The organism is Methylomonas sp. HW2-6 (genome assembly GCF_052474525.1).
In genome coordinates this window covers 2,415,944-2,438,557 of sequence record NZ_CP184124.1, presented here as the reverse complement: position 1 = coordinate 2,438,557, position 22,614 = coordinate 2,415,944, and the positions used below count along the sequence as shown (strand labels likewise).

At 54.3% G+C, this 22,614-nt stretch carries 26 protein-coding genes; 13 read left to right on the top strand and 13 right to left on the bottom strand.

Translation table 11 applies throughout. The features are described 5' to 3' along the window. Positions 1-24: 24 nt before the first annotated feature. The 9 genes from bfr to rsxA all read right to left on the bottom strand — a co-directional run bounded on the left by bfr (position 25) and on the right by rsxA (position 6,297). Positions 25-489: a bacterioferritin gene (gene bfr, locus ACH518_RS12120; RefSeq protein WP_140912211.1), complete on the bottom strand. Its 465-nt coding sequence runs from the start codon at positions 487-489 to the stop codon at positions 25-27. 28 nt (positions 490-517) lie between these two features. Continuing rightward, entirely contained in the window at positions 518-715 is a 198-nt protein-coding gene (locus tag ACH518_RS12115) for a (2Fe-2S)-binding protein (RefSeq protein WP_140912212.1), read from the bottom strand. A gap of 3 nt (positions 716-718) precedes the next feature. After that, positions 719-982 (bottom strand): RnfH family protein, encoded by a 264-nt coding sequence (locus ACH518_RS12110; RefSeq protein ID WP_140912213.1) that lies wholly within the window; start codon positions 980-982, stop codon positions 719-721. A gap of 12 nt (positions 983-994) precedes the next feature. Then, the gene (locus ACH518_RS12105; protein ID WP_278212368.1) at positions 995-1,717 is read right to left on the bottom strand and encodes an electron transport complex subunit E; all 723 of its coding nucleotides are present in this window, start codon (positions 1,715-1,717) and stop codon (positions 995-997) included. A gap of 94 nt (positions 1,718-1,811) precedes the next feature. Further along, entirely contained in the window at positions 1,812-2,555 is a 744-nt protein-coding gene (gene rsxG, locus ACH518_RS12100) for an electron transport complex subunit RsxG (protein WP_445370268.1), read from the bottom strand. 8 nt (positions 2,556-2,563) lie between these two features. After that, on the bottom strand, positions 2,564-3,625 hold the full coding sequence (locus tag ACH518_RS12095) for an RnfABCDGE type electron transport complex subunit D (protein ID WP_445370267.1): 1,062 nt from the start codon (positions 3,623-3,625) through the stop codon (positions 2,564-2,566). Next, complete coding sequence (gene rsxC, locus ACH518_RS12090) at positions 3,622-5,160, bottom strand: electron transport complex subunit RsxC (RefSeq protein WP_445370266.1); 1,539 nt, start codon at positions 5,158-5,160, stop codon at positions 3,622-3,624. Before rsxC ends, ACH518_RS12095 begins: the two co-directional genes overlap by 4 nt. 11 nt (positions 5,161-5,171) lie before the next feature. Then, positions 5,172-5,705: an electron transport complex subunit RsxB gene (rsxB, locus tag ACH518_RS12085; RefSeq protein ID WP_445370265.1), complete on the bottom strand. Its 534-nt coding sequence runs from the start codon at positions 5,703-5,705 to the stop codon at positions 5,172-5,174. Positions 5,706-5,715: 10 nt separating this feature from the next. Then, entirely contained in the window at positions 5,716-6,297 is a 582-nt protein-coding gene (gene rsxA / locus ACH518_RS12080) for an electron transport complex subunit RsxA (protein ID WP_064023544.1), read from the bottom strand. Between the two features lie 269 nt (positions 6,298-6,566). Here rsxA and nifL point away from each other — a divergent pair, with 269 nt between their 5' ends. From nifL to ACH518_RS12065, 3 genes are all read left to right on the top strand, one after another. After that, on the top strand, positions 6,567-8,204 hold the full coding sequence (gene nifL / locus ACH518_RS12075) for a nitrogen fixation negative regulator NifL (protein WP_445370264.1): 1,638 nt from the start codon (positions 6,567-6,569) through the stop codon (positions 8,202-8,204). Next, positions 8,197-9,723, top strand: a complete 1,527-nt coding sequence (gene nifA, locus ACH518_RS12070) for a nif-specific transcriptional activator NifA (RefSeq protein ID WP_140912220.1) — start codon at positions 8,197-8,199, stop codon at positions 9,721-9,723. Before nifL ends, nifA begins: the two co-directional genes overlap by 8 nt. Before the next feature lie 414 nt (positions 9,724-10,137). Next, complete coding sequence (locus ACH518_RS12065; RefSeq protein WP_445370263.1) at positions 10,138-11,160, top strand: acyltransferase family protein; 1,023 nt, start codon at positions 10,138-10,140, stop codon at positions 11,158-11,160. 32 nt (positions 11,161-11,192) lie between these two features. Here ACH518_RS12065 and ACH518_RS12060 read toward each other — a convergent pair whose 3' ends face one another. Beyond that, positions 11,193-11,792, bottom strand: a complete 600-nt coding sequence (locus tag ACH518_RS12060) for a hypothetical protein (protein WP_278212373.1) — start codon at positions 11,790-11,792, stop codon at positions 11,193-11,195. A 59-nt stretch (positions 11,793-11,851) separates the two neighbouring features. Further along, positions 11,852-12,187 carry a DUF1508 domain-containing protein gene (locus ACH518_RS12055; RefSeq protein ID WP_278212374.1) on the bottom strand — a complete coding sequence of 112 codons (336 nt, stop codon included), beginning with the start codon at positions 12,185-12,187 and terminating at the stop codon, positions 11,852-11,854. A 426-nt stretch (positions 12,188-12,613) separates the two neighbouring features. Between ACH518_RS12055 and ACH518_RS12050 the strand changes: the two genes are divergently transcribed. From ACH518_RS12050 to ACH518_RS12010, 9 genes are all read left to right on the top strand, one after another. After that, positions 12,614-13,897 carry a DUF2130 domain-containing protein gene (locus ACH518_RS12050; protein ID WP_445370262.1) on the top strand — a complete coding sequence of 428 codons (1,284 nt, stop codon included), beginning with the start codon at positions 12,614-12,616 and terminating at the stop codon, positions 13,895-13,897. Positions 13,898-14,015: 118 nt separating this feature from the next. Further along, positions 14,016-14,270 carry an AbrB/MazE/SpoVT family DNA-binding domain-containing protein gene (locus ACH518_RS12045; RefSeq protein ID WP_140912225.1) on the top strand — a complete coding sequence of 85 codons (255 nt, stop codon included), beginning with the start codon at positions 14,016-14,018 and terminating at the stop codon, positions 14,268-14,270. Then, a complete protein-coding gene (locus tag ACH518_RS12040) occupies positions 14,264-14,665 on the top strand; it encodes a type II toxin-antitoxin system PemK/MazF family toxin (RefSeq protein ID WP_445370261.1) in 402 nt (133 codons plus the stop codon). The genes ACH518_RS12045 and ACH518_RS12040 overlap by 7 nt, the downstream gene beginning before the upstream one ends. A 111-nt stretch (positions 14,666-14,776) precedes the next feature. Next, on the top strand, positions 14,777-15,022 hold the full coding sequence (locus ACH518_RS12035; RefSeq protein ID WP_445370260.1) for a type II toxin-antitoxin system ParD family antitoxin: 246 nt from the start codon (positions 14,777-14,779) through the stop codon (positions 15,020-15,022). Further along, positions 15,019-15,315 carry a type II toxin-antitoxin system RelE/ParE family toxin gene (locus ACH518_RS12030; protein WP_445370259.1) on the top strand — a complete coding sequence of 99 codons (297 nt, stop codon included), beginning with the start codon at positions 15,019-15,021 and terminating at the stop codon, positions 15,313-15,315. Before ACH518_RS12035 ends, ACH518_RS12030 begins: the two co-directional genes overlap by 4 nt. A 245-nt stretch (positions 15,316-15,560) precedes the next feature. Next, on the top strand, positions 15,561-16,346 hold the full coding sequence (locus tag ACH518_RS12025; protein ID WP_445370258.1) for a hypothetical protein: 786 nt from the start codon (positions 15,561-15,563) through the stop codon (positions 16,344-16,346). A gap of 16 nt (positions 16,347-16,362) precedes the next feature. After that, complete coding sequence (locus tag ACH518_RS12020) at positions 16,363-16,797, top strand: hypothetical protein (RefSeq protein ID WP_445370257.1); 435 nt, start codon at positions 16,363-16,365, stop codon at positions 16,795-16,797. A gap of 106 nt (positions 16,798-16,903) precedes the next feature. Then, the gene (locus ACH518_RS12015; RefSeq protein ID WP_445370256.1) at positions 16,904-17,437 is read left to right on the top strand and encodes an REP-associated tyrosine transposase; all 534 of its coding nucleotides are present in this window, start codon (positions 16,904-16,906) and stop codon (positions 17,435-17,437) included. A gap of 645 nt (positions 17,438-18,082) precedes the next feature. Further along, positions 18,083-18,628, top strand: coding sequence for a flavodoxin (locus ACH518_RS12010; RefSeq protein WP_445370255.1), 546 nt, complete (start codon positions 18,083-18,085; stop codon positions 18,626-18,628). A 187-nt stretch (positions 18,629-18,815) separates the two neighbouring features. On the opposite strand, the gene ACH518_RS12005 is transcribed toward ACH518_RS12010, so the two are convergent. After that, positions 18,816-20,522: an AAA family ATPase gene (locus tag ACH518_RS12005; RefSeq protein ID WP_445370254.1), complete on the bottom strand. Its 1,707-nt coding sequence runs from the start codon at positions 20,520-20,522 to the stop codon at positions 18,816-18,818. A 3-nt stretch (positions 20,523-20,525) separates the two neighbouring features. Beyond that, positions 20,526-21,884 carry a (Fe-S)-binding protein gene (locus ACH518_RS12000; protein ID WP_445370253.1) on the bottom strand — a complete coding sequence of 453 codons (1,359 nt, stop codon included), beginning with the start codon at positions 21,882-21,884 and terminating at the stop codon, positions 20,526-20,528. Positions 21,885-22,176: 292 nt separating this feature from the next. Here ACH518_RS12000 and ACH518_RS11995 point away from each other — a divergent pair, with 292 nt between their 5' ends. Continuing rightward, positions 22,177-22,491 carry a DUF6156 family protein gene (locus tag ACH518_RS11995; RefSeq protein WP_278212380.1) on the top strand — a complete coding sequence of 105 codons (315 nt, stop codon included), beginning with the start codon at positions 22,177-22,179 and terminating at the stop codon, positions 22,489-22,491. Positions 22,492-22,614: the final 123 nt, after the last annotated feature.

Below are 22,614 nucleotides of genomic sequence, written 5' to 3'. Positions count from 1 at the left end.
CGACCGCTGTTTGCGAAAGGTGGGTTACATTTGCGACTGCAAATAGTTTTGCAAGCCGATTTTTTCGATCAAATCCAACTGGGTTTCCAGCCAGTCGACGTGTTCTTCCTCGCTTTCCAGGATGTGCTCCAATACTTCGCGGGAGATATAGTCGTTGACCGATTCGCAGTAAGCGATTGCTTCTTTCAACAACGGCAACGCCAGCAATTCCAACTTAAGGTCGCATTCCAGCATTTCCCGCGGATTCTCGCCTATCATCAAGCGACCCAGGCTTTGCAGATTGGGCAAACCTTCCAAAAACAACACCCGCTCGATCAGCTTGTCGGCGTGTTTCATTTCGTCGATCGACTCGTGGTATTCCTTTTCGTTGAGCTTGTGCAATCCCCAGTTTTTAAACATCCGGGCATGCAAAAAATACTGGTTGATCGCGGTTAATTCGTTTTCCAATACCTTGTTCAGATACTCGATAACTTTCTTGTCGCCTTGCATGTCTAATCTCCTGGGTAATGTGGTTTGGTCAGTGCCGACGATTCGCCGTCTGCTGCAAAGGTCCGGCGGATTTATCGGTCAAGATTCGGGCAATATCCTTGTTGCATTTGCCGCAGTCGCCGCCCACGCCGAAACAATGGAACAACTGCTTGCGCGAACACAACCCTCTGGCGATTGCGGCATCGAGCTGGCTATCGGTCACCGCTTTGCAAATGCAGACATACATCGCTTATGCCACTCGTCGCCGTTGAACTTGAGTGGGATCGGCGGTGATTTTACGGTAGATTTCCACCCGGTCGCCCTCTTTGACCGGAGCATCCAGCTTGGCTAGTTTACCGAAAATACCGACCTTTTGCGTTTCCAGATCGATCTCCGGAATTTGCTTCAACACGCCGGACAACTGGATCGCATCAGCGATGGTGCTGCCGTCAGGCACTTCCAGACGCAACCAAATTTGCCGATCGGCCTGTGCGTAACATACCCCTACGTTCATCTTCGCCTCCTGTTATTCCACCGCGACCGCATCCTCGTCAACCACCTCCACCGCCGCCTCCACTAGCGGGGCCGGCTTGAGCGCAATTCTGCGATCCAACAACCGCTTCAAGGCCACCATAAACCCGAGCATGATAAAGCCGCCCGGTGGCAACGCCATTAGTAAGAAACCTTTGTATTCCGGTATCAACACGGTCTCCAGAAAGCGAAAGCTTTCGCCAAGCAGAACCGAAGCGTTGGCAAATAAAGTACCGGTCGAACTAATCTCTCGCATCGCCCCCAACACCACCATCGCCCCGGTAAAGCCGACACCCATCATCAGACCGTCCCACATCGACGGCATCACCGGCTGCTTGGAAGCGAAGGCTTCGGCGCGGCCGAGAATCACGCAATTGGTCACAATCAACGGAATGAACAAGCCCAATACTTTATGCAACTCGTGCATCCAGGCATTCAGAAAAATATCGACCAGCGTCACCAGCGCCGCAATCAGCAGCACGAAAATCGGAATCCTAATTTCCGACGGGATCAAATGCCGGCTGACCGAAACCGCGGCGTTGGAAGCCACCATCACCACCATCGTTGCCAAGCCCATGCCCAAACCGTTGGTTGCGGTTCCGGTCACAGCCAATAGCGGACACAGCGCCAGATTTTGGGTCAAAACCACATTGTTGTCCCACAAGCCGTCGCGGGCGATTTTTCGGTATTGTGCAGAGAATAGAATCGACAGATTCATGACAGCTATGCTCCCTTATAAAAACTTGGTTGCGATTCGTGCGCTATCGGCGGCGCCAACGCAGTCGCTGCTCAGTGAGCTTACTAACCGACGGTTAACCGGCACCCAGCAATTCCGCCTGGTGCGACTTATAAAAGTCCAAACCGCGCTTGATGGCCTGCACCACTTTGCGCGGCGTGATCGTCGCGCCGCTGAATTGGTCGAAGACGCCGCCGTCTTTCTTCACGGCCCATTGTTCGACGGTCAGGTTATCCAGCGATTTGCCGTTGAACCCTAACACCCATTTCGATTTGGTGACTTCGATCTTGTCGCCCAGACCGGGCGTTTCGACGTGAGAAATGACCCGCACGCCGAGAATTTCGCCGTTGCGGTCGATGCCCATCACCAGAGTAATCGGCCCGGCATAGCCGTCCGGCGCCACGAATTTGAAACATACCGCATTGACCATCCCGGCTTGCTTGGCTAAATACACCTCGATTTGCTCGCTTCCCAGATTGTTGTCGCGGGCATCCAGCATCACGCTGTCCTGCAGCAGATCGTTATCGTGCAATTCGGCCGGCACTACCTGGGCCAGATTGGCCTGCAAATCTTCGCGCAAGCGCAATTCGATCACGCCGCGGGTCGCCAGGTCGGCAACGCCCAACAGAATCGCAGCCAACAGCGCAAACCCGGCCAACACGCCAGCCTGAAATTTAACTTGCGGCCTTAATTGCTGCAAATTATCGGGTTCCAGCCAAACCGCCAGTTTTTGCCTGAACCAAGCCCAACGTTGCCGCGCCGATTCTAAAAATTCGCCGGCTTTGAGCCCGGTTTGAGGTTTTGCGGGTTCGGAACTCATGGCCGGCCTCAGGAGTTGGAAATATCGAGCGGTTTGCCGTTACGGTAACGGCCGTAGATCCGCGGACGGATGTAATGGTCGATCAACGGCGTCACTGCGTTCATCAACAAGATTGCAAAGCCGGTACCTTCCGGATAGCCGCCCCAGGTGCGGATCACGTAAATCAACATGCCACAACCGGCACCGAAAATAATTTGGCCCAACGGCGTGTTCGGTGACGTGACGTAGTCGGTGGCGATAAAAAACGCCACTAACATCACCGCACCGGAATTCAAATGCACCCAGGGCCCCAGATAGTGCTGGCTATCCAGTAAATGAAACAGACTCGACAACAGAAAAATGCTGAGCAACAGCGATACCGGAATATGCCATTTGATTACGCCCTGCCGCATCAGCCAGATGCCGCCGAACAACAGCAACAGTGAAGAAGTCTCGCCCAGACTGCCGCGTTCCCAGCCTAAAAAAGCCAGAAAACCGGAATAATCCAACAAACTGCCGGGCAACAACCGGCCTTGGGAGAATTCGGTTTTGACGTAACCCAAGGTGGTGGCGCCGGTCACGGCATCGGCATTTTGCAAGCCGCCGAAGGTAATACCCAAACTATCGATCATCCCCGGACCCGCGAACAACGGCGACACGTTGGCCCAGGTCGTCATCTCGATCGGAAACGAAATCAGTAAGGCCACCCGCGCCAGCATGGCCGGGTTGAACAGATTTTGGCCCAAGCCGCCGTAGACGTGCTTACCCAACACGATCGCGATGGCCGCACCGACCACGCCTATCCACCACGGCGCCCAGGGCGGCAAGGTCATGGCCACCAGCAAACCGGTGACGATGGCAGAACCGTCGCGCAAAAACGGCATGGCGGCAACGCCCTTCAGTTTCAAACTGAACGCTTCGAATAACAGTGCCGCGGCTACGGTCGTTGCCAGCAAGTAAAGGGCCGGCCAACCGAACAGAAATATGCCGCAGGCGATTGCCGGCGCCATGGCCTTAATCACCAGCCACATGATCTGGTCTACGCGACGGGTCGCCGCAACGTGCGGCCCGCTGATCGGTTTACTGCTCATGCGGTCTCCTCGGCGGCGACGCCCGGCGCGGTTTTTTCGGTACCTTCGGCTTTAGCTTGCTGCGCCTGCTGCTGGGCGGCCAATCTGGCGGCACGGGCTTCGGCGGCGCGCTCGGCTTCGGCTTCGGCTTCCAAGCGAATGCGTTCCATCCGGTTGTTGCGGTCTTCGATCAAACGCTTGGTTTGCTCGGCTTTATGCTCGGCTTGTTGGCGCTTGACCAGTTCGCCGGACGCAAACTTGAAGTAGTGCACCAACGGAATGTTAGAGGGACAGACGTAAGAACAACTACCGCAACTGATGCAATCCTTCAGACCCAAATCCACCGCCGCATCGAGTTGGTTAACCTTGATCCGGCTGGCCATCTCCAACGGCAACAAACCGACCGGACAGGCCGTCACGCAACTCGAGCACCGAATGCAAGGTTGCACTTCCGGCTCTTCGATATCGGCTTGCGACAATGCCAGAATTCCGTTGCAGGCCTTGACCACCGGCACCTCGGCGATCGGCAATGCGTCGCCCATCATCGGCCCGCCCATGACCAGCCGCGCCATTCTGGCTTTGTCCAAACCGCAATAGGCCAATACTTCCGACATCAGGGTACCGATCGGGACTTCGACATTCTGCGGCTGCGCGACCGCCGCGCCGGACACCGTCACCACCCGGCTAATCAAGGGCTGCCCCAAACAAACGGCTTTATAAACCGCGTACGCGGTGGCAACGTTATGCACTACGACGCCGATGTCGGTGGCGCGGCCGTCGGCCGGAATCTCCTGGCCGGTCAGATAGCGCAACATTTGCCGATCCCAGCCCATCGGATAGCGGGTAGGTACTTGCGAGACGACGATATTGGCGAAGTCGCGGCTGGCCTCGCGCATCGCCGCAAAGGCTTCCGGCTTGTTGTCTTCGATCCCGACCAAGGCTTTGGGCGCATCCATCCCGCGCAACATCAGCCGGATGCCGGCCACTATTTCCGCCGCCCGCTCCTGCATCAAGCGGTCGTCGCAAGTCAGATAGGGTTCGCATTCGCCGGCGTTGATCAGCAGGGTATGGATTTTGTTCTTCCGGCCCAGACTCAATTTCACCGCCGACGGGAATACCGCGCCGCCCAGACCGACCACGCCGGCCGCACCGACCCGCAGGCAAATTTCTTCCGGATCGAGCTGAAACGGGTCTTCTGCGACGTTCAACTCCGCCCATTGTTCGAGGCCGTCGCTTTCCAACACGACGGTGCGGATCGGCAAGGCCGACGGGTGCGGCGCCGGAAAGTCTTTGACATCGACAATGGTGCCGGAGGTTGGCGCATGTACCGGCGCCGAAATTGTGCCTTGGCTGTACGCCAGCAATTGGCCTTTCAACACTTTTTCACCCACCATAACCAACGGCTCGGCCGGCTTGCCCACATGCTGCTGCACCGGAATATACAGTTTCTTCGGCAACGGAAAATCGGTCGCAATCGGCAGCGCCGAGGTCTCGGTTTTGTGTTCTTCGGCGTGAATACCGCCGCGCAAACGGGGATTTTCGAACAATGCGAGCATAGGCTTCTCCGTCAGGCCGCCAGCGGTTTAGGCCAGCGCCAATTGCGCAGGGTCACTTCGATCGGATACATTTGCAAACATTCGGTTGGGCAGACTTCGACGCATTTTTTGCAACCGATACAGGCATCGGCAACCACGGCATGGATTTGTTTCGGCGCGCCGACGATCGCATCGGTCGGGCAGACTTTGAAGCAGCGGGTGCAGCCGGTGCAGGTTTCCTCGCTCACCCGGGCCACCATCGGCTCCTGGTCCCGGGTCTGGCTCAAATCGACTTCCACGCCCAGCAACTTGGCCAGTTGCTCCACCAGCGACGTCCCGCCCGGCGGGCACAAAGTCACCGGCGCCGCGCCCGATACCACCGCTTCAGCCGCCGGCCGGCAGCCGGGATAGCCGCACTGTCCGCATTGCGAACCGGGCATCAACGCCTCCACTTTTTCGATCAGCGGATCGGCCTCTACTTTCAAATACTTTCCGGCAATCCCCAGCGCCAGCCCCAGTAACAGTCCCAGTGCAGTCAGAACAACGATGGCGGACAGTACGTACATAATGCGCCTCTTATTTAGTATAAAGACCCGCAAACCCCATAAATGCCAGCGATAAAATGCCGGCGGTAATAAAAGCGATAGGCGTCCCCGAAAAAAGCGCCGGTACCGCCATGAGCGCCAAGCGTTCACGCAGACCGGCGAAGAGCACCATCACCAGGGTAAAACCCATTGCCGAGCCAAAGCCGAACAGCAGGCTTTGCACGAAATCGTATTTCTCCTGGATGTTGAGCAAGGCCACACCCAGCACCGCGCAATTGGTCGTAATCAGCGGCAAGAAAATCCCCAGCACCTGGTACATGACCGGGCTGGTCTTGTGAATCACCATTTCGGTAAATTGCACCACGGCGGCGATCACCAATATAAATCCCAGCACCCGCAGAAAGCCGATATCGAACGGTATCAGCAAGCGGTGTTCCAACACCCAGCTGGCGGCGGATGCCAGCGTCAGCACGAAGGTGGTTGCCAAACCCATACCCAGTGCCGTGTCGAGCTTATTGGACACGCCCATGAACGGGCATAATCCGAGAAACTTGACCAGCACGACGTTATTGACCAACGCCGTACCCAATATCAGAAGTAAGTATTCGCTCATCGCCTTAAACCTGGTGTTTTGCAATGTAATCAGCATCAATTGTGCCAACGCTGCAAAGGCCCGTCAGCTCACCGTTTTAGTGCAAAAACCGCAAAATCGGCCCCACAAATTTCTGTGTCAAAAAACACAGAGGCAAAACAACCGGGTTTAAAATTGTCGCAAACCGCACAAATCGTCAGGATTTATCGAGCGTAGGCAGGCAAATTCGTATTTGGCGCCCAAATTGCATGTGTTTTGTGGACTTCATCAATCAGACGAGATCTATGCGCATGAGCAAATCGACTCCAGACTTTCTGCAAAGCCAGATCGATAGCGAAACCGCCGAACTGCTGACAGCCGCGCCCGGAAGCAGTCCGGCAGTAGCCGTTGCCAAAACGCCGAGCAAAACGCTGCCGTTTTCGTTGTTCGTTAAGGCCGTCGAGCAGGCGCCGGTGGCGATTTCGATTACCGACAAGAAAGCCAACATTCTTTATATCAACGACGCATTCACCGAAGTGACCGGCTACAACGCGGCGGAAATTCTCGGTAAAAACGAATCGCAACTGTCCGACAAGTCCACCCCCAGACAAATCTATTACGACTTGTGGCACACCATATCCCGTAAACAGGTCTGGCATGGGCAATTAGTCAACCGGCAAAAGATGGGACAACGTTATCTGGCCGATTTGACCATCGCGCCGATGCTGGACGAAAGAGGAGCGATCAGCCATTACATCGGCATGCACCGCGACGTGACCCAGGCCCACTACGCCGAACAACAGGTCAACAACCAGAAGCAACTGATCGAATCGGTATTGAACGCTTCGCCGGTAGCGATGGCGGTACTGGACAGCGACAAACGCGTGGTACTGGACAACCAAATGTACAAGATGCTGATCAGCGAATTGGACAAAGACGAGCCCGCCCTGTTTTTTCTGGATGCGTTGGAGCAGGAAATGGGCGACTTGTGGAGCGCCGACATCAACCGCCACCAAGGTTTCGCCAACCGGGAAATCCGGATCGAAGGCAGCGGCTTGCGCGGGGCTCGCTGGTTTTCCTGCTCCGGCAACTGGTTCATCGAAAACGACGTCTGCGCCGATAGTTTTTTTGCCCGCCAATCCAAGGATTATTTGTTGTTGACGCTCAACGACATCACCACCTTGCGCCGGCAACAAGAAAAGTTACAGATTCAATCGTTACGGACTTTGCTTGCCGAAGAGGAACATATCCGCAGCATACGCGAGACCTTGCTGGGCGCGATGCACCAAATTCGCCAGCCCTTGAATCAAATCAATGCAGCAATTCAAATCATGGGCCAACGTAACGACGCCAGCAACGGCCCGTTACGCGAATTACTCGGCCAAGTGCAAAAAATGGGCGAAGAAACCCTGGAAACGCTGCAACGTTGCGTGCCGGAAATCCCGGAAGCGGCGGTGGTACCGGTCAATCTGAACCAACTGCTGCACGAAGTCATGCTGTTACACAGCAATAAATTCCTGGCCAACGGCGTCGTGGTCGACTGGCTGCCGAATCCGGTATTGCCCAATGTTCTCGGCTCCGAAAACAAATTGCGCATGCTGTTCAAACAACTGATCGATAACGCAGTGGATGCGATGAACCGCGCCGGTAGCCGCGAACGGCTGATCAAAATCACGACGGCGACCGACCGCGACTGGGTCAACGTCACTATTTCCGACAGCGGGCCGGGGATTCCGGCCAACCAGCGCAGCAAGGTGTTCGAGCCGTTTTTCACCACCTCGCAAAACCTGAAGAGCGCACAGGCCGGCATGGGTCTGGTGATGGTCAAGGAAATCGTCAATCAGCACAGCGGTATGATCGAAATTGATCCCGATTACCAAAACGGCTGCAGTTTCAAACTCGGCTTTCCCTGTCAAAAAAATTCCGCCATGGTGAACATCCATGACTGAACGATTATTACTGGTCGAATCGGAGCTGGATACGCTCTACATGGTCAGCCAGTTGCTGAACAGTACCCACGAGTTACGCAGCAAACTCAAAGGCATTCTGGAGATTTTGCACAAACGCAGCGGCTTGCGCTTCGGCATGATCACCCTGCGCGACATCGAAGACGACAGCATGGGCATCTGCGAGATATACGGCGAAGGCATCGACCGCTCGGTACGTTACCAGCCCGGCGAAGGCCTGGTCGGGGCGATTTTGGATGAAGGCAGCACGATTGTAGTCGAACGCATCGCCGACGAACCTCGGTTCCTGAGCCGCCTGGGGCTTTACGATCCGGACCTGCCCTTCATCGGCTCGCCGCTGGCGGTGGAACAAGGCGAAGTGGTCGGGATTCTGGCCGCCCAACCCTGCGACGCCACGTTTCTGGGAGAACGCGCCCGCTTCATGGAAATGGTCGCCAACCTGATCGCGCATAGCGTCAACATGCTGCGGGTGATGGAACGCAAACAAAACGAGCTGTTGAATGAACGAGATTATCTGAAGCAGACCCTGGTCAAAAACTATCGCTTTGAAAACATCATCGGCCACTCCGAACCGATGCTGAAAGTGTTCGACATCATTCGTCAGGTGGCGAAATGGCATACCACGGTGCTGATCCGCGGCGAATCCGGCACCGGTAAGGAAGTGGTCGCCAGCTCGATCCATTTCAATTCCGCCTGCGCCAACGGCCCGTTCCTGAAACTGAACTGCGCCGCACTGCCGGATACCTTGCTGGAATCGGAATTGTTCGGCCATGAAAAAGGCGCCTTCAGCGGCGCGATCGGCCAACGCAAAGGTCGGTTCGAATTGGCCGACGGCGGCACGCTGTTTCTGGACGAAATCGGCGAGATCTCGGCGTCGTTCCAGGCCAAGTTGCTGCGAGTACTGCAGGAAGGCGAGTTCGAACGGGTCGGCGGCGTGCGCACGCTGAAAGTCAACGTCCGCATCATCGCCGCGACCAATCGCAACCTGGAGCAGGAAGTGGCCGACGGTAATTTCCGCGAGGACTTGTATTACCGGCTCAACGTCATGCCGATCAACATGCCGCCGTTGCGCGAGCGGATCGAGGACATCCCGGAACTGTCGGCCTTTTTATTGAACCGGATCTCCAAGCAGCAGGGCGGCCGACCGCTGGAAATCAAGGAAAGTGCAATCCGCATCCTGATGAAACACGACTGGCCCGGCAACGTCCGCGAACTGGAAAACCGGCTGGAACGCGCCGCGATCATGAGCGCCGACGGCACTATCGACCGCGACGTGATTGCCAGCACCGGTCTGGAAAACGAAATCGGCATCAGCCGCACGCCGCAATCGATCAAGCATATCGATCTGCACGACGAGAGCATGGACGAGCGGGAACGGGTGATTGCCGCGCTGGAACAAAGCGGCTGGGTACAAGCCAAGGCGGCCCGCTTGCTGGACATGACGCCGCGGCAAATCGCTTACCGGATCCAAACCTTGAATATCAACGTCAAACAAATCTAAGCAGGCTCGAAAACCCGCAACAGCAGGCCGGCATGCCTGCCGGCCCGAGCCTCCCCGCAGCCGCCGCTTTCCTGCCGAAACCGGATACTCTCCATGCGCATTCCCGATGGCAACGGTTCGGCCTGACGAATCGGTCACTCCCGGCAAGCTTGCCAGGGTTTGCCGAATGCTAGCCGACGCACTGCCTTTGGCTACGGCATTCTCGTCCTCCTGCCCTTCTGCTATAGTCAGAAGCATCCGTTGAATTGGAATTGGCCAGGCTCGGCGCGGTAGCGCCGCAGGATTTAGCCCATAAAACCAAACAATAGGCGGACCTTATCTTTAGAAAACCTAGTCGCAATTAATACAGAACTGATGAAGTGGCCCAATAACCCGTTCCAGATTACCCACGCCGACCATAACACGATCGTTTCAATGGAAGGCATTCGCGGCTTTGCGGTATTTTTGGTTTTTCTCGTGCATTACACGACGCTGGCAAAACCCTGGATCAATCCCGGCAGTTTCACTTACGCGGTTGCAGCCTATTTACAAAGCGTAGGCAATATCGGCGTCGACTTATTTTTCGTGTTGAGCGGTTTCCTGATTTACGGAATGCTGATTAAAAAAAGAAAGCCTTTTTTAAACTATGTCAGGCGGAGAATTCAGAGAATTTACCCAACCTTTACCGCCGTATTTATTATTTATCTAGCGCTGTCGATAGTTTTTCCAAACGAATCCAAAATACCGTCCAGCCCGGTCCAAGGTACGATTTACGTTATTAAAAACTACTTATTGTTGCCCGGCCTGTTCAACATCCAACCCATAATAACCGTTGCCTGGTCCTTAAGTTACGAATTTTTTTATTATCTAATCACGCCTTTAGTTATTTTTTGCTTCAATCTCAGATCTTGGCCCCACAAGTTTCGGGTCCTGTTATTTTTGTTCGTCAGCGTTTTAATGTTCGTTTACTTCAGCCATTATCCCAGGCATATACGTCTGCTGATGTTTATTTCCGGGATACTGCTTTACGAAACGGTGAGCCACTATCCGCTGCGAAAGCCGCTATACCTGGGCCTGCCGGCTCTGATTATGGCGCTCGGTTCCGTTGCGATCTTGCAAAAACTAAATATCGACGACTATTGGCGCTACCCGATTCTATTCGTTCTTTTTTATATTTTTTGCTTGGAATGTTTCAGCCCGCCTAATTTCAGCGCAAGGTTGTTTTCTTTGGACCCTATTCGCTGGCTGGGCAATATGAGTTATTCATACTATCTCATGCACGGGCTGGCGCTAAAATTCATATTCCTGATTGCCACGCGTACCTATCCGCCGATCAACGATCACGCCTGTTTATTTTGGGTATTTCTGCCGGCAGCGTTTTGCCTGACATTAGTGCCATCGGCTTTATTGTTCGTTTACGTCGAGAAACCCTACTCATTGAGTCCAAGGTCAGCCTGACGCCCGTCGATGACCCTCCGCTTTGATCCTGCTCAAACCGGTTCTTCGACCACTTTCCGGTAATTTTGCAGCATGGCGTAATACGGGTGTAAAGCGATCATCAACGCTCGGTAAAGCGTAAAAGCATCGGTCGGGTCTTTCTGTTTCAGCTCGGCGATTTCAGTCAGAAACCGGTACAGCATTTTGACGAAATTCTCGATCGTCATCGCCAGCCAGGCGTCGTTGGTGATCCATTTGTCGATAAACTCGTCCAACCGGGCGAAAGTCGTCTTCAACAACGGGTATGCGGTTTGAGTTTCCTTGAATTCCCGCAGCAGCATATAGTCCACGTACGCCCGCTCGGACGTCAGTCGCGGCCGATTGGTGATGCCGAGGTAGCTGGCTTTGTAATCGGCATAGGCAGCATCGTACCGATTGCAAAACTCGGTCTCGTTGTCTATTTCCAGCCAAGGCGCTAAAACGGCAGCCGTTTCGGCGAAGCAATCGCGTATCGCATTGCCTATTTTGTCGAGTTGCTCGACGAAGGCGGGTTTGGCCAATTCGCCCTTGATCAGCGTTTCAATTGCAGCCAACTCGCTTGCCGTGACGCAAACCGTGGCCAGTTCCTTGGTTAATTTAAGTTCGATTGCCATAGTGCCGTTACCCGATTCCGCTATCTGAATAAAGCCGATGCATGCCGCGCCCTGGCGCGTCAGGCGGTCAAATCGACGATTTCGGCAACGCAGGCGTTGTCTTTGACGGTGTGCAGCGCGTTATCGAACACCATGGCCGAGCTGTATAAAACACTTTTGACGATGATGTCGCCCTTGGTATCTTTGATGACGAAGAAGGTATCGCCCTCGGGCACCTTGCCGGCGGCGATCTGCTGGCTCATCAACGAGCCGGTCCGGACTTCCTTAATTGCCTTTAGCGCTTCGTCCTTGTTGCCGTAATCGGCGCTCATCAAAATCAGCTCGCCTTTACCGTTCAAAAAATGAAAAAAATACTGGTTGTCGTCGTTGGTTTTCAGTTCGAAAGTCGCTGGCATGGGCTGCTCCAATAGTTAAGGCTGGGATTAAACGGGTCGCCGGTTAAAATTCAGCCCTTCGCTGGCTTGAATACCGTTGCAGCAAACCTACTGCCGGACAATCGAAGGGTTGCAGGCTGCCCCCAGTAGCCGGCAGCAAACCTTATGCCAATAAAAACCCTTTTAAAATCAGTCACAAATCCAATGTCATGCCGCACATTGTCGGCTTTGCCACACAACATCGACTCCGATTTGCTCACTGCTGCAGTGAAATGTTCGGCCAATATAAGAAACGGCTTGGCAGCAGGCGCCAGGCATCGGGCCGATTACTCAACGTAATTAGAACGATCTAACCCGCCGCGGCGCTCCGCATCGCAAGCTTCGGCGTTAGACGCAGCGCCGATTCGGCTTTATCATGCCCCCTCCGCCAAACCGCAAAAATCGCCCATGACCGAAGCCACCATCACCTGCCCCAATTGCAGCACCGCCGTGCCGCTGACCGAATCACTGGCCGCGCCGCTACTCGCCGCCACCCGCAAACAGTTCGAAGCACAGCTCAAACAAAAAGACGCCGACATCGCCCAGCGCGAGCAAGGCCTGAAACAGCAACAACAGCAGTTGCAGGACGCGCAGCGCGAACTGGAAAACCAGGTCAAACAGCAGGTCGAAAAACAACTGCAGACCGAACGCCAGCGCGTCATCGAAGAAGAAAGCCGCAAGGCCAAACTGGCCGCCGCCGCCGAGCTGGAGCATAAAAACCGCGAACTGGCCGACTTGACCGAAGTATTGAAAGTCCGCGACGCCAAACTCGCCGAAGCCCAGCAAGCCCAGGCCGAATTAATTAAAAAGCAGCGTGAACTCGACGACGCCAAGCGCGAACTGGAACTGACCGTGGAAAAACGGGTGCAGGACAACCTGAGCCAAGTCCGCGATCAGGCCAAACGCGAAGCCGAGGAAGGATTGAAACTGCGGGTGCTGGAAAAGGACCAGACCATCGCCGCGATGCAGCAAAAAATCGAGGAACTCAAACAAAAAGCCGAGCAAGGCTCGCAGCAACTGCAAGGCGAAGTCCAAGAGCTGGAGCTGGAAAACCTGTTGCGTGCCAAGTTCCCGTTCGACAGCATCGAACCGGTCGCCAAAGGCGAATTCGGCGGCGACGTGTTACAGCGCGTCGCCGGCCCTTCGGGCACCCCGGCCGGCAGCATCTTGTGGGAATCCAAACGCACCAAAAACTGGAGCGACGGCTGGCTGGTAAAACTGCGCGAAGACCAGCGCGCCGCCAAGGCCGAACTGGCCGTCATCGTCAGCCAGGCCTTACCCAAAGACGTGGAAACCTTCGACGTCATCGACGGCGTCTGGGTCACCGGCCCGCGCGCCGCGTTGCCGGTCGCGACCATACTTCGCCACACCCTGCTGGAAATCGGCCTGGCCCGCCTCGCCGCCGAAGGCCAGCACGGCAAGACCGAGATGGTTTACCAATATCTGACCGGCCCGCGTTTTCGGCAACGGGTCGAAGCCATCGTCGAAGCCTTCTCGACCATGCAGGAAGACCTGGACAAGGAACGCAAAGCCATCCTCAAACAATGGGCCAAACGCGAAGCCCAAATCGAACGGGTCATGCACGCCACGGTCGGCATGTACGGCGATTTGCAAGGCATCGCCGGCAAGTCCTTGCAGGAGATCGAGGGTTTGGAAATGCGGGCGTTGGGGGTGGATGAAGACTCGGATTGAGCCATAACCCTGCCGGTCGATCCGGCTTCTGGTTCTAAAGCTCCAGCTTGGGAACTAGGGATTTGACGTCAATTCACGACCATGTTTATACTTGCGTTTAAACGTTTGGGAGCAGTTCATGACCGAAGCCATACTCGACATCAAACAATGGGGCAATAATCTCGGTGTGCGCCTTCCGGCGGCCATTGCCAAGGCCGCGCACTTACACAACCATCAACGGGTAAGGATTTCCGTGGAAGACGATAAAGTGGTCATCACGCCATTGGCCGAAGAAGTTTTGACGTTGGAGCAGCGCTTGGCCCGCTTCGACCCCGAGCGGCACGGTGGCGAGGCGATGGCGAACACACAAGCGATAGGCGCCGAACGTTGGTAGCCCGCACGGAAACGGCGGTTTGGGTGCCGGAACGGCAAGACATAATCTGGATCGATTGCAATCCTCAGGTCGGCCAGGAAATGCGCGACATTCATCCGTTTTTGGTGCTTTCGCCGCGCATTTTCAATGAAAAAACCTCGCTGGTAATCGGCCTGCCGATGACGACTGCCGCCTACAATGCCGACAATCCGTTTGCGGTGGCTGTCGGCAAAGCCGGCGGCCGTAAGACCGGACAAACCAGCTATGTGCTCTGCCACCAACCCAAATCCTGCGACTGGCGTTTGCGTCAGGCCAAACCGCATCCTCTCAAATCCTTGCCGGGCGATGCGTTCGCTCAGGTTTGCGAGCGGTTGAATCAGATTATTCAAATTGCAGGTGATGATGAGAGAGCCTGAGCGCTCTAGGCTCTGGTTCCCAAGCTCCGGCTTGGGAACTAGAAGAAGCTTGCGTTTGGCGTAAGCCGCTACCTATATTAATATCTAATACACCTTATCGGGAGCGAAATTATGGCCAGAAACACTTCCGTCACCTTGGGTGACCACTTCGATAATTTTGTGCAGGAAAAAATACAGCAAGGCCGTTTCTTATCGGTTAGCGAAGCCGTCCGCGCCGGTTTACGTAAACTGGAAGAAGAGGATCTTAAGCTACAGGCGTTAAGAGCCAAGCTGCAAGCCGGCGAAGACAGCCCGTTGCAGGAGAATTTCGACGAAGAGCAGTTTCTGGTTGCGATGCGAACAAAACACAGCCAATGAAGCCAAGCTATCGCATCAGGCAACTGGCGGCGGCGGACCTGGAACGAATTTGGCTGTACAGCTTTCAACAGTGGGGTGCCGAACAAGCCGACCACTACTTACGCGCCCTATTCCACCGTTTCGCCTGGCTTGCGGAACACCCCAAGCTGGGCAAGGTGCGCGACGATATAAAACCCGGCTATTTCTGCTTTCCCGAAGGCCGGCATTTAATTTTTTATATGGTTAACGATACCGGCACAGAAATCATCGGCGTGCCCCATCAAAGCAGGGATGTGATTAATCATGTTGGGTGAATTGAATAATGGCATCCGAAGATTCTATCGTGTATCTGGTTCCCAAGCTCCGGCTTGGGAACCCCGGCCTTGGAAGCTCCAGCTTCCAGTCTGCATGGGGATAGGAAGCTAGAGCTTCCGAGATAGCATTCCCAAACTGGAGTTTGGGAACTAGCGGACTGAAGTTGGGAACTAAAATACCCTTCTACCTACGCACAGATCATGAATTATCATTAATAATGCCAGGAAAGATAAAAGAGTTTTGTATGAAAATTGCATTTTGGAATATAAAAAATAAAAATCATACTATCCTTATTAAAAATTTGATGAGCTTGTATAACATTGACATTCTGGGGCTAGCGGAATCTTCGAACATTGATGATAATATTATGCTTATTGATGGCTTTAAATGCTTGCATCGCAATGGCAAAATAAAAGTCTTTACACGAGTCGGAAAGTCAATTATAAAAACAACATCGGAGTCGGATAGATACATTTTTATAGAATTTAAATCCCCATCTGAAGGCGTATTTTTAATTTGCTTCTGCCATTTAGTAGATAGAATAAATTTTAAAACAGACCTGTCCCGCGGCGCTGAAATACACAACTTTAAAGATGAGATTTTGCGACAGGAAAAATTAAAAAATACAAAGAATACGATTATATTTGGTGACTTGAATATCAATCCATTTGAAACCCCAATGACTGGCGCCTTTTACTTAAACGCCACCATTGACTCTAAGATAGCTAGCAAGCTAAAAAGAACTCTTCAAAAAAAGGAATATGAGTATCTCTATAACCCCATGTGGAAGTTTTTTAGCAAAAAAGAAAGACCTTATGGAACATATTATCTAAATAATCCGTGCCATGAAGAACACCATTGGAATATACTTGATAATGTTTTACTCAGACCTCAGATTATTAATAAGTTAGTAGAGGATTCTTTAATTATTATGACTAATATAGGTGCTAACGAATTGCTATCAAGAAACGGCTTGATTAACAGCAAATATTCTGATCACCTTCCAATTTTGGCTGAATTTAATATTTAACTTAGGACGATTTGCCATGAATAGTGTATGGGAAAAAGCTATAAAAGCTGAAAAAGTAAATACTCCAAAGAAATTTCTTGATGAAATAGGGGAGGAGTTATTTAGTAAATCTTCGTATGTAGTCCGTGGAAACGCTATTAGACTAGATGAGGGAGATCAACACAGTTTTACTTATAGATTTATAATTGTAAGCGACAGACTTCAATACTCTTACAATTTGTTTAATATTGTCCATGGGATAGAGCTATATCCTGTTTGCATAAAGACTGAGGAGATGATTATCACACAGGCAGATATCAAAGGAAAAATTGATACTATAGATGTAAATGGATTCAATGTGCGGGGCATTATCTGTAATGATGAAACAGATTTTAAGAACACTATTATTAAGATAATTCAAACCGATAGGGTAGTAAAAATTATTCAATCAATAATTTCGCAAAGCGAATAATAGCGGCCGGTGCATCGTACGCTCACTCCAATATGGGAATGTCACCGCTAGAAATCTTTCTCTGGTTCCCAAACTCCAGCTTCCGCTCCCCTATCCCACATAGCCCATGCCCCGCAGCCGCTACCGAGTCCTGCAAAACCCCAGCCCGCATTTTCTGACCGCGACGATCAACCATTGGCTGCCGCTGTTTACCCGGCCGGCAACAGTGAATATCGTGCTGGATTCCTGGCGGTTTTTGCAGCGCGACAGCGGGTTTAAGCTGTACGGTTATGTAATCCTGGAAAACCACTTGCACCTGATTGCCGCGTCGCCGGATTTGAGCCGGGACATGCAACGTTTCAAGGCTTATACCGCCAAACAAATCATTGCCTATCTGCAACAAAGCAGCTCGGGGCGAGTGTTGGAGCTATTGGCGTTATTGAAACGGCCGCATAAGATCGAAAGTGAGTATCAGGTCTGGGAGGAAGGTAGTCATCCGCAGTTGATCGACAGCGAGGCAGTGATGCGGCAGAAGCTGGATTACATCCACCGCAATCCGGTTGAGCGGGGTTATGTGGATTTGCCGGAGCATTGGCGCTATTCCAGCGCGCGAAATTATGCAGCGTTGGAAGGTTTGATAGAGGTGGTTCGGGACTGGTGATTGGGTCGGGAAGCTGTAGCTTCCGGGCGGTGGGTTCCCAAGCTGGAGCTTGGGAACCAGAGGGGCCGGATCGGAATCGACTCGCTTTAGCGTTTCACGCCGCCCGGTCCACCAACTCCAGTCCTCTAAGCACTGAGCGGCGGATAAACACATCCACCAATTGCTCGATCAATTCGTCCGCCACCGGCAGTACGAATTGTTCGGTCATCACTTTCCATATTTTGCGACCGTCGGTGCCGTTCCGCGTGAGGTAGCGAATCATCGCGATGTAACAGGACGTCGATGTGGTCGCCCCGGTTAGCCTATTCCCAAACTGAGAGCGAAAAGATCAGGGCAAGCGTTTATTCGCCAGCCCCCACTCAAACCTCGCCAACCGCTCACCTTCCACCAAGCCCTTTGTCGCAAACTCATCCGCCTGTCGGCCGGATTGTCGGCAAAATCACCAAGCGCAAGCCCGCAGGGCCCAGATCATTCGGCTGCTTTTTAAGCCGGCACCGAATCGGCATTGACAAATCCGGCCGAATTTCAACGCTTGCCGGTATCCGGAAAGCTTTCCCGCGGCCGGCTCGCATCGCCGCCGTTCCAAAACAGCGAGTGGTTTACATTTTGCTTCGTTAAATGGACACCGTAATCCGAGGTTAAACCATGAACAAAATTGGCATTTTCTACGGAACCGAAGAAGGCATGACCGAGATGATGGCTCAAGTCATGTATCGCGTATTGGGCGACGATATCGCCAGCGAGCCGGTAAACGTGAATCAGGCGTCGGTCGCCCAGCTGTTAAGCTATAAGGCCTTGATTCTGGGCATGCCCAGCTACGGGGTCGGCGAAATTCCCGGCCGGACCACCGGTAGCGAAGAAGGCAATTGGGAAGAGTTTTTGTTCCGGCTGGACGAAGCCGATCTGTCCGGCAAGCGTATCGCCTTGTTCGGCTTGGGCAATCAGCAAAAATACTTTGATCGCTTCGCCGGTTCCTTGATTCATTTGTACCACTACGTGGCCGGCTACGGCGCCGAGGTGGTCGGTGCCTGGAGCACGGCCGGTTATCACTTTACCCATTCCAACTCGGTGGTGGACGGCAAATTTGTCGGCTTGGTTCTGGACCACCACAATCAACCCGAGATGACGAAATCGCGGATTCTGGATTGGCTGGATCAAATCAAACCGGCGCTGCTGGAGAAGCTGAATTAGCAATTCTTCTATTGAATAGCCTTTCGCTTTTCTGCCCTTGGGCTCTGAACCTGCCCAAGGGCGCACTCAATAAGGCTTCAAGCAGCGGGCCGGCGGCCAGCCGGTAATCAATCGCCACCGGTGCGCCGCGCGCCGTTCCGAAAAGTCACGACGCTCTATCAACGCTGGCGAGTACGCTAAACCGTAATTAAGCCGCCTGATCCACCAACTCCAGCCCTCTAAACACCGAACAACGAATAAACACGTCCAGCGTCGGCGCCAGTTGCTTTTGCAGGCAGAACTTGGCGACCAGTTTGGTCAGGCCCTTGATGTCGCGACCGGAAGCGCCGGGAAACAGGTCGACCAGTTGTTCGATCAATTCGTCCGCGACCGGCAGCGCGAACTGTTCGGTCATCACTTTCCAGATTTTGCGGCGGTCGGCGCTGTTCGGAGAGTGGTAGCGGATCATCGCGATGCAACGGGAGATGATGGCTTCGTCGATGTCGTCGACCCGGTTGGTGGTCAGGAACAGCAGGCCGTTGAAGTATTCCAGCACCCTTAAAAATACGCCGACCACGGCGTTGGAGGCCAGATTGTCGGCGCGTTTTTTGATGTAAACATCGGCTTCGTCGATCAGCATCACCGCACCCCAACGCTGGGCGCGGATCAGGGTTTCCTTCAGGGTTTTCTCCATTTCGGCGACGTTCAAACCGAGCTGGCCGGAATGCACCCGGTACAGCGGCCGCTTGATGATTTCCGAATAGACCTCGGCGGTCAGCGTCTTACCGACACCGGCCGGTCCGGCGCAAAGCACCGTGGTACCGCCGGATTTACCTTCGACGATGTCGTCCATCAGCATGTCCATTTCGGCGGTGAGAATGTCGATCAGGTCGGTCTGTTCCGGCGGCAGAATCAGTTTTTGCTTCAGTTCCGGCTGGTAGACGTAAGGCTGCAGGTCGTCGACATGCACCCAGACGTGGTGATGCAACTCCAGATGAAACAGCAGGATATAGCCGTGTACCGGCAATTCGGTGAACAAGCCCTTGCCGACCTCGGCCTTGGCTTTTTCCATCTGGCTCTCGGTTTTGCTGTCGTAGCGCATGCTTTTGCCGGCCTTGCGCAGATAGGTGCCGAAAATGTCGCCGGAGGCCTCCAAAGTCAGCGCCCGGTCGCTGAGGATGTTTTCGTCGTTAACCAAGCGACAGGCTCCGCCGCCGGACGACAGCACCACGGTATTCTTGCGGGTCCAGTCGTTGCTGCGGTGGCTGGCAGTTGGATCTTCGGCGTAGATGCCGGTGCCCCAGCCGGAGAATTGCTCGCCGTAACGGCCGCGCCAGTCGAAATAACGGCCGGCGGCTTCGTCGTAGCTGGCGATCAAATCGGCGGTTTCCTTTAAATAGCCCTTGCCGGCGAAGATTTCCGGGATGGTTTTATGGTCCAGGTCTTTGCCGCGGATGATCAGGGTTTCGATCGCGATCTTGCCCTTGCTGTTGGCTTTTAACTCGATCAGGATGCGGCCGGCTTCTTCCTCGCCGGGCGGCGTGTAATCGACCCGGGTGATCAAATAGGCCAGCGTTCTACCGCCATGCTCGACATGAAACAACCAGCCGCGAATCGCGCCGTCCAGCAAGTAGCTGGCGATGTCGGGCAGCAGTTTTTCCAGATCGTCCGGGCCGTAGCGGCGCTGGTCGTCGCTCAAGGCTTGCTGCAAGGCGGTCAGCAGTGCGGCTTGTTGTTGCAGGCTCTCGCCTTGCTGGGCGTAAATGCCGGCCAAGGTTGCCATCTCGGCGCTGCTGAGTTGGTCGTAAAACACCTGTGCCTTGCTGCCGAAGCGCAGTTGCTCGCTCAGTCCGTTCAAACGCGGGTGAGCGGCCAACAGTTGCTGCAAGTGCGGTTTGTCGATGGATAATTTCATGCATCACTCCTGTGACGGTAAGGCAAGACAAAGTAATTCGGATAAATGCAGCGGCTTGCTGAAACCGCCGCCGACGATTTGTTCGCGGCAGGAAAAACCGCTGCCGACCAGCAGCGCGTGGGGCTCGGCGCGCAGTGCCGGGAACAAGGCCAGTTCGGCCATTGCCTGGGCGTCGGCGTAATGCTCGGCTTCGACGCCGAAGTTACCGGCCATGCCGCAGCAGGACGTTTCGATCAATTCGAACGACAACTCGGGGATTTGCTTAAGAATTTTGCGGACCGATTTGATTGAGCCGACCGCTTTTTGGTGGCAATGGCCGTGCAGCAGCACGCGAGATGGGTCCGGAATGGCTTGAAAGGCCAAAGTCCAGCGCTTGGCGCTTTGTTCGCGGACGATGAATTCTTCCAGCAGCACGACTTTTTCGGCCAATTTCCGCGCCGACTCACCCAGATCCAGTTTCAGATATTCGTCGCGCAGGCTCAGAATGCACGACGGTTCCAGGCCGACGATGCTGCGACCGGCATCGATGTGCTCGCCTAACGCGGCCAACATCCGGCGCGCCTCAAAGCGGGCTTGTTCGAGCATACCGTTGGAGAAATAGGTGCGGCCGCAACACAGCGGCCGCTGGTCTTTATCGGCGGCTGACGGCGTCGCGACGTGGACGTGGTAACCGGCCGCGATTAACAGCTTTTTCGCTGCGTCGGCCGAGGCCGGATTGAAGTAGTAATTGAAAGTGTCGACCAGTAACACCACTTGCCGATCGCTCAAGTCCGGGTGCAAAATCAAACCGGACTGTGGCGACACTTGGAATGGCTGTTCGGCCGGCAGCGGCAGTTCGGCTTTGGCGCTGATGCCTAATGCGGTTTCGGCCAGTTTGGCCAGCAGCGGCGAGCGGTTGCGCCAAGCGATCAAACGGCGCAGCAGCGGGAATTTGAGCAAACGCGGCAAATGCCCCCACAATTTGCGCCGCAACGGCAACCCGCGGCGGGCGGCTTGTTGGGCCAGGAATTCGGCCTTGATCGCCGCCATATCCACTTCGTTTTCGCATTCGCGCTTGCAACCCTTGCAAGCCACACACAAGTCCATTGCGGCAACCAAGGCCGGATCGAACAAGGCCACAGGATTATCGGCGTTCAGCGCGGCTTTCAATAACTTGACCCGACCGCCCGGCGACAAATCCGGATTGGCGCTGACCCGAAAACTCGGGCACATCACGCCCTTGTCGGCCTGCTGCTGGCATTGCTTGCTGCCGATGCACACCGCCACCGCCTTGGCGAAATCGGCGCCGTGCTTGGGAATGTCGGCGTAGGCGTCGCCCATGCCGGCGTTGCGGTAAGACGACCAGTCGAGAAACAGTTTCATGAAGGCTGAGCAAGTTAAAACTTCGCTCAAGCAAAATCGGCGCCAGCACCGGTTGAATCCGGCGTGGCAGCGGAAATCGGCACCGACGCCGATGTTACCGCCGCGCGTATCGCCGAGCGCCCGGTTTTCGGTAGCGAAGCCCGAATGTCGCAAATCCGACAAAGCCTACCGTCGCCGCAGCATTTACCACAGCAAATACGCGATTAATCGGCAGCAACCCGGACAATTCGGCGGCGGATATTCCGGCACATTATTTGCGGAAATTTGGCTTTTGGTTTGTGAGGAACGAGACGTGGAATTGGATAACTGTGTTTGCCGCTATTTCATCAGCTATAGCGGGGTCAAATTACCGCTGAAACCGGTCAACGAGCTGCCCGATGAAAGCCATCTGGAAAACCGCAACACTTACTTCCGCGGCTTTTTCGACGCCGACCAACGCCTGCTGTTATTGGAAAAGCTGGTATACGGCGATATCGAACTGCGCCATCGTTACCGCTACCACCCCAACGGCGTCTTGGCCGACGCCGAAATTACCGATGCGGACGGCGAAATCGCAGTATTGCGTTTCGACCAGAACGGTACCGCGATCGAAGACCAATCGGCTTAACCGGCTTTTCTTCGCCGGAAAACGCCTGTTTCAGTCTGCCGCACCATTGCTATTAACCCGGCCCTTAAACACCGCCCGCCTTTGTCCCCCGGAGGGTAGCAACGGAATACCAGTAAGAATTAG

What these genes read in the sequence shown, in the direction of transcription:
- bfr (WP_140912211.1), bottom strand. Translation starts at nt 489, where the DNA reads ATGCAAGGCGACAAGAAAGTTATCGAGTATCTGAACAAGGTATTGGAA.
- ACH518_RS12115 (WP_140912212.1), bottom strand. Translation starts at nt 715, where the DNA reads ATGTATGTCTGCATTTGCAAAGCGGTGACCGATAGCCAGCTCGATGCC.
- ACH518_RS12110 (WP_140912213.1), bottom strand. Translation starts at nt 982, where the DNA reads ATGAACGTAGGGGTATGTTACGCACAGGCCGATCGGCAAATTTGGTTG.
- ACH518_RS12105 (WP_278212368.1), bottom strand. Translation starts at nt 1,717, where the DNA reads ATGAATCTGTCGATTCTATTCTCTGCACAATACCGAAAAATCGCCCGC.
- rsxG (WP_445370268.1), bottom strand. Translation starts at nt 2,555, where the DNA reads ATGAGTTCCGAACCCGCAAAACCTCAAACCGGGCTCAAAGCCGGCGAA.
- ACH518_RS12095 (WP_445370267.1), bottom strand. Translation starts at nt 3,625, where the DNA reads ATGAGCAGTAAACCGATCAGCGGGCCGCACGTTGCGGCGACCCGTCGC.
- rsxC (WP_445370266.1), bottom strand. Translation starts at nt 5,160, where the DNA reads ATGCTCGCATTGTTCGAAAATCCCCGTTTGCGCGGCGGTATTCACGCC.
- rsxB (WP_445370265.1), bottom strand. Translation starts at nt 5,705, where the DNA reads ATGTACGTACTGTCCGCCATCGTTGTTCTGACTGCACTGGGACTGTTA.
- rsxA (WP_064023544.1), bottom strand. Translation starts at nt 6,297, where the DNA reads ATGAGCGAATACTTACTTCTGATATTGGGTACGGCGTTGGTCAATAAC.
- nifL (WP_445370264.1), top strand. Translation starts at nt 6,567, where the DNA reads ATGAGCAAATCGACTCCAGACTTTCTGCAAAGCCAGATCGATAGCGAA.
- nifA (WP_140912220.1), top strand. Translation starts at nt 8,197, where the DNA reads ATGACTGAACGATTATTACTGGTCGAATCGGAGCTGGATACGCTCTAC.
- ACH518_RS12065 (WP_445370263.1), top strand. Translation starts at nt 10,138, where the DNA reads ATGGAAGGCATTCGCGGCTTTGCGGTATTTTTGGTTTTTCTCGTGCAT.
- ACH518_RS12060 (WP_278212373.1), bottom strand. Translation starts at nt 11,792, where the DNA reads ATGGCAATCGAACTTAAATTAACCAAGGAACTGGCCACGGTTTGCGTC.
- ACH518_RS12055 (WP_278212374.1), bottom strand. Translation starts at nt 12,187, where the DNA reads ATGCCAGCGACTTTCGAACTGAAAACCAACGACGACAACCAGTATTTT.
- ACH518_RS12050 (WP_445370262.1), top strand. Translation starts at nt 12,614, where the DNA reads ATGACCGAAGCCACCATCACCTGCCCCAATTGCAGCACCGCCGTGCCG.
- ACH518_RS12045 (WP_140912225.1), top strand. Translation starts at nt 14,016, where the DNA reads ATGACCGAAGCCATACTCGACATCAAACAATGGGGCAATAATCTCGGT.
- ACH518_RS12035 (WP_445370260.1), top strand. Translation starts at nt 14,777, where the DNA reads ATGGCCAGAAACACTTCCGTCACCTTGGGTGACCACTTCGATAATTTT.
- ACH518_RS12030 (WP_445370259.1), top strand. Translation starts at nt 15,019, where the DNA reads ATGAAGCCAAGCTATCGCATCAGGCAACTGGCGGCGGCGGACCTGGAA.
- ACH518_RS12025 (WP_445370258.1), top strand. Translation starts at nt 15,561, where the DNA reads ATGAAAATTGCATTTTGGAATATAAAAAATAAAAATCATACTATCCTT.
- ACH518_RS12020 (WP_445370257.1), top strand. Translation starts at nt 16,363, where the DNA reads ATGAATAGTGTATGGGAAAAAGCTATAAAAGCTGAAAAAGTAAATACT.
- ACH518_RS12015 (WP_445370256.1), top strand. Translation starts at nt 16,904, where the DNA reads ATGCCCCGCAGCCGCTACCGAGTCCTGCAAAACCCCAGCCCGCATTTT.
- ACH518_RS12010 (WP_445370255.1), top strand. Translation starts at nt 18,083, where the DNA reads ATGAACAAAATTGGCATTTTCTACGGAACCGAAGAAGGCATGACCGAG.
- ACH518_RS12005 (WP_445370254.1), bottom strand. Translation starts at nt 20,522, where the DNA reads ATGAAATTATCCATCGACAAACCGCACTTGCAGCAACTGTTGGCCGCT.
- ACH518_RS12000 (WP_445370253.1), bottom strand. Translation starts at nt 21,884, where the DNA reads ATGAAACTGTTTCTCGACTGGTCGTCTTACCGCAACGCCGGCATGGGC.